General features: G+C 60.0%; 12 protein-coding genes and 1 pseudogene. 4 read left to right on the forward strand and 9 right to left on the reverse strand.

What is annotated here, in order from left to right; translation table 11 throughout:
- On the forward strand, nt 1–710 hold a 710-nt coding region (locus AC13CE_RS00150; protein WP_482971067.1), incomplete at its 5' end, for a hypothetical protein.
- A 165-nt stretch (nt 711–875) separates the two neighbouring features.
- Here the strand turns inward: AC13CE_RS00150 and tsf are convergent.
- Both tsf and rpsB read right to left on the reverse strand, forming a co-directional pair.
- Nucleotides 876–1,802, reverse strand: coding sequence for a translation elongation factor Ts (gene tsf / locus AC13CE_RS00155; protein WP_482971068.1), 927 nt, complete (start codon nt 1,800–1,802; stop codon nt 876–878).
- 115 nt (nt 1,803–1,917) lie between these two features.
- Nucleotides 1,918–2,667 (reverse strand): 30S ribosomal protein S2, encoded by a 750-nt coding sequence (rpsB, locus tag AC13CE_RS00160; RefSeq protein WP_221539646.1) that lies wholly within the window; start codon nt 2,665–2,667, stop codon nt 1,918–1,920.
- Nucleotides 2,668–3,016: 349 nt separating this feature from the next.
- On the opposite strand from rpsB, the gene AC13CE_RS00165 reads away from it, so the two are divergent.
- Complete coding sequence (locus AC13CE_RS00165; protein ID WP_482971069.1) at nt 3,017–3,268, forward strand: hypothetical protein; 252 nt, start codon at nt 3,017–3,019, stop codon at nt 3,266–3,268.
- On the opposite strand, the gene AC13CE_RS00170 is transcribed toward AC13CE_RS00165, so the two are convergent.
- Both AC13CE_RS00170 and AC13CE_RS00175 read right to left on the reverse strand, forming a co-directional pair.
- Nucleotides 3,237–4,079 carry a CDP-alcohol phosphatidyltransferase family protein gene (locus tag AC13CE_RS00170; protein ID WP_482971070.1) on the reverse strand — a complete coding sequence of 281 codons (843 nt, stop codon included), beginning with the start codon at nt 4,077–4,079 and terminating at the stop codon, nt 3,237–3,239. The two genes, AC13CE_RS00165 and AC13CE_RS00170, sit on opposite strands and share 32 nt — an antisense overlap.
- Entirely contained in the window at nt 4,076–4,825 is a 750-nt protein-coding gene (locus AC13CE_RS00175) for a phosphatidylserine decarboxylase (protein ID WP_221539650.1), read from the reverse strand. Before AC13CE_RS00175 ends, AC13CE_RS00170 begins: the two co-directional genes overlap by 4 nt.
- Before the next feature lie 100 nt (nt 4,826–4,925).
- Between AC13CE_RS00175 and AC13CE_RS00180 the strand changes: the two genes are divergently transcribed.
- A complete protein-coding gene (locus tag AC13CE_RS00180; protein WP_482971071.1) occupies nt 4,926–6,002 on the forward strand; it encodes a phosphatase PAP2 family protein in 1,077 nt (358 codons plus the stop codon).
- On the opposite strand, the gene AC13CE_RS00185 is transcribed toward AC13CE_RS00180, so the two are convergent.
- Entirely contained in the window at nt 5,963–7,105 is a 1,143-nt protein-coding gene (locus tag AC13CE_RS00185) for a beta-ketoacyl-ACP synthase III (RefSeq protein ID WP_482971072.1), read from the reverse strand. The genes AC13CE_RS00180 and AC13CE_RS00185 overlap by 40 nt on opposite strands.
- Before the next feature lie 108 nt (nt 7,106–7,213).
- Nucleotides 7,214–8,416 carry a winged helix-turn-helix domain-containing protein gene (locus AC13CE_RS00190; RefSeq protein WP_482971073.1) on the reverse strand — a complete coding sequence of 401 codons (1,203 nt, stop codon included), beginning with the start codon at nt 8,414–8,416 and terminating at the stop codon, nt 7,214–7,216.
- A 27-nt stretch (nt 8,417–8,443) separates the two neighbouring features.
- Here AC13CE_RS00190 and AC13CE_RS00195 point away from each other — a divergent pair, with 27 nt between their 5' ends.
- Nucleotides 8,444–9,883, forward strand: coding sequence for a serine hydrolase domain-containing protein (locus tag AC13CE_RS00195; protein ID WP_482971074.1), 1,440 nt, complete (start codon nt 8,444–8,446; stop codon nt 9,881–9,883).
- A gap of 308 nt (nt 9,884–10,191) precedes the next feature.
- On the opposite strand, the gene AC13CE_RS00200 is transcribed toward AC13CE_RS00195, so the two are convergent.
- The 3 genes and pseudogenes from AC13CE_RS00200 to AC13CE_RS00210 form a co-directional block, all read right to left on the reverse strand.
- Complete coding sequence (locus tag AC13CE_RS00200) at nt 10,192–10,386, reverse strand: helix-turn-helix domain-containing protein (protein ID WP_482971075.1); 195 nt, start codon at nt 10,384–10,386, stop codon at nt 10,192–10,194.
- Nucleotides 10,383–10,589: a helix-turn-helix transcriptional regulator gene (locus AC13CE_RS00205; protein WP_067673162.1), complete on the reverse strand. Its 207-nt coding sequence runs from the start codon at nt 10,587–10,589 to the stop codon at nt 10,383–10,385. Before AC13CE_RS00205 ends, AC13CE_RS00200 begins: the two co-directional genes overlap by 4 nt.
- 172 nt (nt 10,590–10,761) lie before the next feature.
- Nucleotides 10,762–11,116 (reverse strand): annotated as a pseudogene (locus tag AC13CE_RS00210) (hypothetical protein); the annotation flags it as partial.

Consider the following 11,116-nt stretch of genomic DNA (forward strand, 5'->3'; position numbering starts at 1 on the left):
CCCCGGATCGCTATCAAAAAGGGTTCAAAGAATGCCCACTCGGCATCCTCCATCAGCAACCGCGCCAAGATAACCTCCGCAAAAGCTATCTTGAATCACATCTCGCAGCGATTGTGAATCCAGTTTGTCAACAGGGCCTAGTTGCGACGACTGCCACGTTATCGGTTCTTTCCGCTCACAGAGCCCTCACCTCCGGAGAGGAGGACGCGCTGATCGTTCAAAACGTTATGGTCACGCTCCAGTTCGGCTTGCTTGTCTTTCTCGCCTTCCTCCTAAAAAGAAACCGTATGCTGCACGGTTCGCTGCTATTTAGCACTTTAATCCTGTTTGGCGGCATCGCCCTTTTCTTCACTCTCTTGAGCTTCGTTCCGATTTTTAAGATCGAAGGGCCTGAAACCTTTTACCGATTTGGAACAGCGGCCATTACCGGACAAACTATCTGCCTCGTCGCCGGTGCATTGCTCTTTGCAAGCAACCCGAAAACGCGCTGGCCTTATCTTCTGGCTGCTTCGTTCTTTCTGCTGAACGAAGCGATCAATTATGGGTTGGCCAGCTTCGACCTGAGCTATCCAGCCACTGAAATCGTAGGGTCATTTGACCCCACGTTTACTTTTGCCGCAGCTTTTGCGGTCCAGTTCGCGCTTTTATACGCGACCCTCTTTCCACTGTCGCGTCGATCACCGCCTATCTCCCCTCCTGTGCGTGGCTGAGGGAATATCCGCGATAGCGTCCGTTAGCGGAATGTCCGGTCTCCGTCCCTTTCTCCACCCAGGCAAGAAGCCACATTCCCCACGTCGCCCAACCAATTCCCCCACGCACGAAAAAGGCCGCCGAAGCGAACTCCGGCGGCCCAATCGTTTAGCAAGCGCTTTCGCTTAGCCGCCGACGGCAGCCGCGACTTCTGCTGCGAAGTCGCTTTCTTCCTTCTCGATGCCTTCACCGAGCTGGAAGCGGACGTAGTCCACCAGTTCGACCTTGGCGCCGATGTCCTTGCCGGCCTGCTCGACGACCTGCGAGATCGGGGTCTTGTTGTCGATCACGTAGATCTGGCTGAGCAGCGCGTTTTCCTTGGCATATTTGCCGATCGCGCCTTCGACCATCTTTTCCTGGACGTTCTCGGGCTTGCCGCTTTCGGCAGCCTTTTCCTGCGCGATGGCGCGTTCACGCGCGATCACGTCGGCGTCGAGACCGTCGGCGGTCAGCGCCTGCGGGAAAGCGGCGGCGATGTGCATGCCGAGCTTCTTGCCGAGGTCTTCCAACTTGGCCTTGTCGCCTTCGCTTTCGAGAGCGACGAGGACGCCGATCTTGCCGAGGTCGGGGGCAACCGCATTGTGCATGTAGGGCACGATCACGCCGTTGGTGACCGAAACGGTCTTCATGCGGCGGATCTGCTGGTTTTCACCGATCGTGGCGACATTGTCGGTCAGCTTGTCGGCAACCGAACCGCCATCGGGATAGCCCGCAGCCTTGAGCGTTTCGACATCGTCACCATCGGTGCCGAGCGCGACCTGTGTGGTCTTGCGGACGAAATCCTGGAACTTGTCGTTCTTGGCGACGAAGTCGGTTTCCGAGTTCACTTCGACGGCGACGCCCTTGGTGCCTTCGACGGCAATGCCGACGAGACCTTCGGCCGCGGTACGGCTCGACTTCTTCTGGGCGGTGGCGAGCCCCTTGGCGCGCAGTGCGTCGACCGCGGCTTCGATATCGCCCTCGGCGGCTTCGAGCGCCTTCTTGGCGTCCATCATGCCCGCGCCGGTCTTTTCGCGCAGGGCTTTCACGTCAGCGGCAGTGAATGCAGCCATGATAAATTCCTTTTCGATTCTATGTGCGGGCACCGGGCCTGCTGTGATCAGCGGCCCGGCGCGTACTCCGCTTGTATGACGGGAGCATGGCGCTCCCGCCTTACGAGGATTGGCTTCAGGCCGCGGCTTCTTCCGGCGGATTTTCCATCGCGCCGACATCGCGCCCGCTATCGGTCACGCCTTCGCCCTTGCCCGAACGGGCCGCATCGGCAACCGCATCGCAATAGAGCTTGATGGCGCGGGCCGCATCGTCATTGCCCGGGATCGGGAAGGCGATGCCGCTCGGATCGACATTGGTGTCGAGCACGGCGACCACGGGAATACCAAGCACGTTGGCTTCCTTGATGGCGAGATCTTCCTTGTTGGCGTCGATCACGAACATCACGTCCGGAATGCCGCCCATGTCGCGGATGCCGCCAAGCGAAAGTTCCAGCTTGTCACGCTCGCGCGTCAGCTGGAGGATTTCCTTCTTGGTCAGGCCCGACATTTCACCCGAAAGCTGCTCGTCGAGCGTCTTGAGACGCTTGATCGACTGCGAGATCGTCTTCCAGTTGGTGAGCATGCCGCCCAGCCAGCGGTGGTTGACGAAGTGCTGACCCGAAGCGAGCGCGGCTTCGCGGATCGGATCCTGCGCCTGGCGTTTGGTGCCGACGAACAGCACCTTACCGCCCGAACGTGCTGTCGAACTGATGAAGTCGAGCGCGCGCGCGAAAAGCGGCACGGACTGCGACAGGTCGATGATGTGGATGCCGTTACGCGCGCCGAAGATATACGGCTTCATGCGCGGGTTCCAGCGGTGGGTCTGGTGGCCGAAGTGTGCGCCGGCCTCGATCAGTTGCTGCATGGTGACGGTAGGAGCCGCCATGGTCATTTCCTTTCCGGTTGTACCTCTGGAAGGCTGGAACCCGAGGATAGCGGAGCTTCCCGCGGTCGGGCACCGGTATGAGCGCCTTCCATGTGGATTTGCCCGCCGTTCGAAATGGCCCGAATTGGCCGATTCACTGGTGAACGCCGCGCGCATAACGATGTCCGCCGGATAAATCCAGTGCCAATTCATCGCGGAAAAGGGGAAACCGGGCGCAAAAAGCGCTTGACAGATGAGAACAAAAAGAGAACATTGTTCCCATCGCCGGAACATCCGGCGGCATTCCGGGGTTTTCCCGCAAATTCGCCCCGGCTGTCAACAGCTTTATGCACAGGCGGCCGGGCAGGAGATGACCGATATGTTCGCGATTGTTCTCAGTACCGCTCTCGTCCTCGCCAGCATGGCAACGGTCCTCGTGCTTGCCGATAGCGGATTGCGCTGGTGGTCCGCCTTCGGCCTGCTGAGGCAGCGGATGAAGATCGGTTATGCCACTGCCGGTTGCGGACCGCGACCTGCGACCATCGGCTCCAGCGCGCCCGGGTTCGAACGCCAGCCGCGAACCTATCCGATCATTCGGCAGTCGGCACAGCGCGCCGCCTGACCCGCGAATAACGCATTTGCGTAAAAGGCAGCAGTACCAGATAGCCAATACCGATTGCGCTGAGCGTCCACCAAGGTTCGACCAGCAGCGCCGCAAACAACAATCCTGAGAACGCCAGTACCCACAGACGGATGCCCTTGCGCGGCCGCAGGGAAGTCCAGCTCGGCGTGGCCATGTTGGAAATCATTAATAGCGCGGTCGCCACCAGCCACGGGGCAACGAAGGCCGGTTCGCGGAAGACGTCGAGCCCGGTCGCCGACCAGAGATAGAATGGCATGAAGGCAAGGCCCGCCCCCATCGGCGCGGGAACTCCGGTCAGGAAGCCGAGCGATTTGTGCGGCTGTTCTTCCATGTCGATCTGCGCGTTGAACCGGGCCAGCCGCAGCGCGCAGCAGATCGCCAGCGCCAGTGCGGCGAACCAGCCCCAGCTAGGCTCCGCCGAAAGCGACCACAGATATATGATGATGGCAGGCGCGGTGCCGAAGCTGAGCGAATCGGCGAGGCTGTCCAGTTCGGCTCCGAAACGCGATTGTGCCTTGAGCAGCCGCGCGATGCGGCCATCCATCCCGTCGAGTATCCCTGCGACGATAATCGCAACCGCGGCGGCCGCCCACTGCTCCGATATGGCGAAACGGATGCCCGTGAGGCCCGAACACAGTGCAGCTGCCGTAATCGCATTGGGCGCCATCGCCCGCAGGCTGAGCCCGCGCGACTTGCCCATCACGGGCTGTTCGTCCTCGGCAGATTTTGGACCCAGGCGGGCGCGCTCTTCCGGCTCGCGGCGAGGCTCGGGAGTGGGCAGCAGGCTCATTGCGACACACCTTCCAGAAGGGGCTGGCTACCCACGGCCGCTATCACCGTTTCCCCGGCCACCACCCTTTGACCCACCATGACGTAGGATCCGGTCCCGGCAGGCAGGTAGATATCGACCCGGCTGCCGAAGCGGATCATCCCTACCCGCTGCCCTACGCCCAGCGTGTCCCCCGGTTTCACGAAGGAAACGATCCGACGCGCAATGACACCGGCTATCTGGGTGAATCCGACCTTCAGCCCGTCGGGGCGCTCGATCAGGATATGCTGCCGTTCATTGTCTTCACTCGCCTTGTCCAGGTCGGCGTTGAGGAATTTGCCCGGGACATAGACCACCCGCCGGACGACGCCCCCGATGGGGGTGCGATTGATATGAACATCAAGCAGTGAAAGAAAAATCGACACCCGCATCACGGGTTCGGGAGCAAGACCATCCACACCCGTACCATCGTCGACTGTCAATTCGCGCGGAGGTTCGACCTGCGTGATCTGAACCACCCTGCCATCGGCGGGCGAAACTATGAAACGATCATCTTGGGGAACGACGCGCTCAGGGTCGCGAAAGAATGCGAATATACCGAGAGAGAGAAAAGCCATGGGCCAGGCCAGCGTTTCCCAGGCGAGCCAGGCGAAGACCAGCGAAAGTCCGAGCGCGGCAAGACCGAATTTGCGTCCTTCCGGATGTATCCGCGGGAGGCTGGAGGGCACTTCCCCGCGTCCTTGATTATCCTGTAAGTCTCCTGCCATACACGTCCACTACGCGGGGAAAGCCGCTCTCACAAGCTTGCGACGTGCAATATTCGGTCGGTTAGAATTTCCTTCACCAAAGCATGGTAAACACCGGGTTATGAAACAGCTGGCCAAGATCACGCGCCGATGGTGGGGCGAAGTTCCGATCTATCTTTACGCGCTCGGCTGCGGCGGGGTTGTTCTATACCTCTGGGCGAGCTTCGATATCCCTTACGAGGGAGCCGGTTCAACCACCAGTTTTCAGATCATCTACACGGCGGCTATCGGCTGGTTCTTCTTCGATATCATCTACCGGTTGATCCGGGAAAGGCCGGACCGCCCGTTGGCGTGGGCGAAGAACAGATATTTCACAAGCAGCTCGCTGGCCGCCCTCATCGCCAGCGTTCCGGTATTGGCTATGTGCGCGATTCTGATACCCGTCTTTTCGAGCCTCAAGGCGATGATCCCGCTGTTCACCCAATTCGATTGGGACGTGACGTTTATCGTCTGGGAACGCAGCCTCCTGTTCGGAAACGATGCCTGGCAGGTGATGCAGCCCGTTCTCGGCTATCCCCTGGTCACTGCCGCAATCGCGGTTTCCTATCATATATGGGTGTTGCTGCTGTACCTGGGCGTCACAGTTGTGGCGCTTTCGGGCTCCGTCAACGACGACCTGCGGCGCCGCTTCTTTCTGAGTTATGCGCTTGCGTGGTCTCTGGTCGGCGGCCTGCTTGCGACCTTGCTGGCTTCGGTGGGACCAGTATTTGCCGAACCGATTCTGGGAATTCCCGATTTCGCGGCACAAATGGAATATCTTCGGTGGGCAAACCAGCAGGTGCCCGTGATGACCATTCCGGTACAGGACATGCTGCTCGAGAGCTATACCACCAAGGACAACGGTCTTGGGCGAGGCATCAGCGCCATGCCTTCGATGCATGTCGCGGTTTGCGTGCTGTTCTGGCTGACGGCGCGCGAAGTGTCGAAGACGGCAGGACGCATCTTCTTCTGGTTCATGGTGCTGATCTGGATAGGGTCGGTGCACCTCGCCTATCACTATGCGCTGGACGGTCTGGTCTCGCTCGCCGCGATTTGGGGTATCTGGAAGCTGGTTCCCCATGTCTTCAAGGCATGGGACGCGCTACCCCTGCCATGGTCTCAGCCGGCCTTTCGGACGAATACAGTCCCGGCGGAGTAGCCAGCCCCGAAGCTGCAAATCAGCCCGGTATCGCCTTCGGCCAGATCTTCGCTGTGCAGGTGGAAGGCGATGATCGAACCGGCGCTCGATGTATTGCCATAGGTATCGAGCACGGTCGGGCTTTCGTCCTCGCTCGCTTCATGACCCAGAACCCGGTGAGCGATGAGGCGGTTCATCCCGGCATTCGCCTGATGCAACCACATGCGGCGCAAACTTGTCGGATCGAGATCGAGCCGCTGCGATTCATCGATGATCATCTGGGCAACCATCGGGACGACTTCCTTGAACACCTTGCGCCCTTCCTGGACGAACAATTTGTCCGGTCCGCCGGCTTCCTCGGGATAAGCGCGGTTCAGAAAGCCGAAATTGTTTCGAATGTTGTTGGAGAAAACAGTCTTCAGCTTCGTCCCGAGTATTTCCCAATGCTCTTCAGGAGCTATCGCAGCATCCTCCACCAGAACGGCGGTCGCCACGTCCCCGAATATGAAGTGGCTGTCCCGGTCGCGCCAATTCAGATGGCCGCTGGTAATCTCCGGACTGACCACGAGGACGCTCTTCGCATTGCCGGCCCGAATATAATCCGCCGCCGTCTGGATACCGAATGTAGCGGAGGAGCAGGCAACATTCATGTCGAAGCCGAAGCCTTCAATGCCCAGTTCCTGCTGTATTTCGATTGCCATTGCCGGATAGGGCCGCTCCATATTGGACGCTGCACAGAGCACTGCATCCACATCCCCGGCCTTGCGCCCTGCCCGTTCCAGCGCCTCGCGCGCGGCCTTGACCCCGATCTCGGCGAGGATCGACAACTCGTCGTTCGAGCGCTGCCTCCAACGCGGCGCCATTATCTCGGGGTCGAGCACCGGCTCCTTGGCCATTACGTGGCGAGCCTTGATCCCGCTTGCCTTCTCGATGAACTCGACCGAGCTTTCGGTCAGAGGCTCGATCTCGCCAGCAGCGATCGCTGCGGCATTCGCAGAGTTGTGGCGACGCACGTACTCGTTGAAACTGGCGACCAGCTCCTCGTTGGAGATGCTGTCTTCGGGCGTGAACAGCCCCGTCGCGGAAATGACGGGGCGGCCGGTCAATCGGGCAATATCGGTCATCCGAGTTGCCTAGTCTCACGCTTGGCGAACGGCAAGTGAGAGCGAAGCCAGCGACCTGCTTTCGCGTGCATCAGTGCCCAGAGCCGACATTCAGCACTCTGCCTCCGATCAGTTATCAAGTCCGCCTCCCTGTGCTTCGGATCGGCCTTCGATCGCCATGATGTCACGGGCGAGAAACGGCATTGTCTGCTGGGCGATGCGTAACTCGCCCAGTGCCTCCTCGCGCTTGCCTTGCGCGAGCAAGGTGCGGGATAGCGAGTAGCGCAGATCTCCAACGCCGGGGCGTCTGGCGATCAAGGCGCGAACGTCCAATTCGGCTTGCCGTGCCAGGGTTTTCGGTGCGCCATGTCGCAACACCATGTCCGATTGGACGCGGGCCAGCAGCGAACGGGCAATCAGGTTCGCGTCAGGGTCTTCTGCCAGTGCCTGGAGGCTGTTGCGCGCGCCGACCAGGCTTTGTTCGTCCCCAAGCCGCCAGAGCCTGTATGCCTCGGCATAACGCGCACGCGCGTCTGCTGAAATTCCGGCAGCGCCCGACGAGAAAGCCGTAACCTGCGCGTGGATGCTATTCGCAAAATGCAGCACCGCGCGATCCGTTTGCGAAGGCGATATACGGTACTGTTCCGCAAACAGGACAGCGCCTGTCCGGCCATCGACGAGCTCGGTTGCCAGGTCGCGGTCTTGACCTGAATGTTCGAGCGATAGCCGTACAACATAGGCTGGCGATGTGCCTGAAGGTGGAAGGTGGTCGATGACCTGAACGCCCTCGAACTTCGAAATCGCGCGTACCATGTCGCGGCGGAGCGCCTCCCCATCGGCGGGATCGCTGCCGGACGAAGGCGACGTCGCAACCACAGCCAGCAGCGGTATGGCGACATCATCCGTATCGCGATACTGCCATGCCAACAGCATCGCTGCGGCAAGGATCAGAACCACGCTCGCCGCCAATCCGATCTTGCGGCGGACAGACCATCCGCGTCCAGGTTGCGCAATGCCGATCTGCAAGGTGGTCCGATAGCCGTGATTGCGGACCGCTTCGATGGCCGTCCCGTCAATGCCGATCTGTTCCAGAGACTCGCGCAGCAAAGTCACCCTTTGCTTGATGGTCTCCCGGGTAACTTGCGCGTTCCAGACGATGTGCGCGATGTCCGCGAACGAGACCGGGTCGGGGCTCCGCGACACCAGCAGGTCAAGCATGCGAAACGACAGGTCGGGCAAGCGGTGCTCATCGCCATTCGCGATGACTGCGTGACGCACCCGGCAAAGTTCCACCCTCATTTCACCAATCTTCACCGTTCTTTTCTTGTCCACTGCCTGCTTCGACCGCAGCCTCGGGGCATGACAAAGCACCTTACACACTCCGCCCTAATCGCCCTCGCCACTATCGGATGCAACACTCCCGTTTCAGCGAACACCTCAGAAAATTCCGCCGACACGCAACGCCGGATCGCAGATGCCATACTGGCCGCTCAGGTCGAAGCCAACGGCGTACCCGGCATGGCAGCGGCCGTGGCCCGCGACGGTGAGCTGATTTGGACCGGCACGGCAGGATATCGCGATCTGGATCGGAAACTGCCGGTCGAGCCAGACACCAGCTTTCGGCTCGCCAGTGTTTCCAAACTGGTGACGGCAACGGCGGCGACCGTGTTGTACGATCGGAAGATGCTGGACCTTGATGCACCGGTCCAGCGCTACCTTCCTGACCGCCGCCTCGCTTGGCCTTCGGACATCACCCTGCGGCAGCTGGCTGCGCACACGTCCGGCATTCCGCATTATCAGGATGTCGATGCCGCACGCGGAGGCATCCATTTCGGCACGGTGGACGAAGCGGTCGAGATTTTCGCCAACCGCCCGCTCCTTTTCGCACCCGGCACGAGCTACCAATACAGTTCCTACGGATATACCCTGCTGAGTGCCGCCATTGAGGGTGGAGCAGGTGTGCCTTTCCTCTCCTTTGTTTCGCGCGCGATCACCAATGATCTGCCGCTGCGCCCGGATCTCGTCCCCGATCCGCAGCACGACACCGTGGCCTATGAATTCGAAGGCGGCACGATCAAGCCTGCCGATCCGCACGATTACAGCTACTCATGGGGCGGCGCGGGTTTCCGCGGGACGGCGCCCGGCGTCGCGATGTTCGGGGCACGGGTGATGCGCGATGGCTTCCTCTCGTCCGAGGCACGGGCGATGATGTGGACGCCAACTCAGATGAACGATGGCTCACCGGTGGCTGACGGCGAAGACAGGATTGCGTTCGGCTGGCGCATCGGAACGGACTCGGATGGCCAGAGGATCGCGCATCATGCCGGCGTTGCGATTGGCGCACGCAGCGCGCTGATAGTTTACCCTGACAGCGGGGATAGCGTCAGCGTTCTGTCGAACGCCGTCTGGGTTTCGGACATCAAGGAAACCGCAACGACGCTGGCCGCGCCGTTCCGGGCCGATCCGACGGGTCCGCAAACGCCGTGTCCGATCCGGGCAACCGCATATACAGGCAGCTTTGGCGACAAGCCGGTTGCCGGGACGGTGCGGTTCACAATGCCGAACGGGATATGTCGCGGGACACTGGGCCTCGGCAATGCCGCTGGCGACTGGTTCGACGCATTGCCGCAGGGCAGCGGAGACTATTTGACGGTCATATCGATCTTACCCGGCGACCGGCTCGATCGCGGTGCTCTGGTGACACCCAGCGGAGCCTATGATCTCCGCCGACAGGACGACGGCAGCTACGTTGCGGTGCTGAGTCCGACCCGCAAGTTCGTCGTCCGATTGCAGCGCTGAACGAAGACACCGGTGCTGCTCGCTTCCTCGCTGGTAGCTGCCAATTTGCTTGTGTCCTGGGCCGCTGAAAGAAAGGGGGGTGGTGGCAGGGCTTGAATCGAACCGGAAAAATAACGCTTTGATATCAATCCCGTTCTTGGAACAAAAGCAGGCCCTCCCCCACACTCTCCCCCACATTTTCGTTCATTTAACGGTGGTTCGGTTCAGCGTTTTGACTGAAAAGCTGAATAATTGGGCGGTTCGCGGTGAGCCCGATCGCAATATAATGGCACGTTCTGACACTGTCTATTTGCGAGTTGGCGGCCTGGTCAGTTCAATGCCCGACGCCGCTCCACCAGCCTATGCAAACTGGCTGTCGTAATGCGCGTCGCCTTGCCAATCTTGATGGTTTCGAGTTCGCCACTTGAGATCAGCTCATAGAGTTTTGTGCGACCGACACCGATCATGCGGGCAGCGTCATTGACCCTGAGGCAGATCGGCTCGACAGGTGGATGGCCACTCATTCCGCCGGTTCCTCTTCACGATAGTGCGCGGGATCGGCAATCCAGCGATTGATGGCTGACTCATGCCATCCAGCGCCATGCACGCTGATCTTCACTTGTGACGGGAAAGTGCCTTCAGCGATCTTGCGGTAGATGGTTGAGCGGGAGAGACCGGTGCGGTCGAGCACGGTCTTCAGTCGGATGATGCGTTCTGTATTGGACATTGGGCATTCTCACATTGACATCGGCAGCCCCTCTTCGGAACATAATGAGAATCTTTTTTAAAGGTGCAAGGGTCGGGTTCAGTTGAAACTCGGGGAATTCTTCAACGATTTGCAAGACTTGAACCGTCTATGGACGATTTGGGACTTTTGCGGACAAACCGCTCCGATGCCCTCAGCTCGGAAGATCTTTTCGCTCCACCCGATTTTGCGACAGACATGCGCTGATTTGCGACGGCGATGACGGATTTCCGCGCCAACGTTGCTCGATTTTGCGCGAATCCGGTTGAGTATGTGCCGCTAGCCCGATCCTTGCTGATTTCCCAATTTGCATGGGCGAAAGAATTTTCTGCTGTCGAACCTGGCCGCCCGCAATGACTGAAACTGGGCCTATTCTGTTGAAAAAGTCGACGTTGGCTGGGTTGGTTGAGCGCTTTGGATCCAAGGCGAGTGAGGTCGCTGCCTCTCTCAGGCAGTGGCGAGGCTCGGCGTGGGCCGCATCTTGGCCAGTTTCCGGAGGTTCTGGGCTG

This window comes from Qipengyuania sp. B-5, assembly GCF_056857815.1.